This is a genomic window from Shewanella sp. SM71 (genome assembly GCF_025653905.1).
Classification (GTDB): Bacteria; Pseudomonadota; Gammaproteobacteria; order Enterobacterales; family Shewanellaceae; genus Shewanella; species Shewanella oncorhynchi.
Window position 1 is genome coordinate 1 of the sequence record NZ_JAKKRW010000056.1, and the last position, 657, is coordinate 657.

Sequence of the window (657 nt, forward strand, 5' to 3'; positions counted from 1 at the left end):
AACTCGACTCCATGAAGTCGGAATCGCTAGTAATCGTGGATCAGAATGCCACGGTGAATACGTTCCCGGGCCTTGTACACACCGCCCGTCACACCATGGGAGTGGGCTGCAAAAGAAGTGGGTAGCTTAACCTTCGGGGGGGCGCTCACCACTTTGTGGTTCATGACTGGGGTGAAGTCGTAACAAGGTAGCCCTAGGGGAACCTGGGGCTGGATCACCTCCTTACCTATACGACTAACTTAATGTTTGCTGAGTGTTCACACAGATTGCTTGTTTAGCTTCTCTCAGGAGAAGTCAGAGCGAAACATCCCTCTTGCAGGTAGATGTTGTTCTTTAACAATTTGGAAAGCTGATAGTATTTAATTGCATGAGTCTGTCATGTGATTAATTACAAAACGTTTAATGCGAAAGCATTGAACATGAGTTCTCAAACACTTTATTAAGTGTCTTGAATATTCAAAAGTAAATTATTCTTTATTGAATAGTTTACGTCTAAGGCGCGTCCACTTCTTTGGTCAGAAGTGAGACAAGTAAAACCAAGCTGGTCGCAATGCGGCGCAGATGAGTGAAACTCATTTGGGTTGTATGGTTAAGCGACTAAGCGTATACGGTGGATGCCTTGGCAGTCAGAGGCGATGAAGGACGTAGTAACTTGCG

At 45.2% G+C, this 657-nt stretch carries 1 rRNA gene; it reads left to right on the top strand.

Annotated elements, in window-relative coordinates:
- Window positions 1–225 (top strand): 16S ribosomal RNA (locus L5L97_RS22820); the annotation flags it as partial.
- Window positions 226–657: the final 432 nt, after the last annotated feature.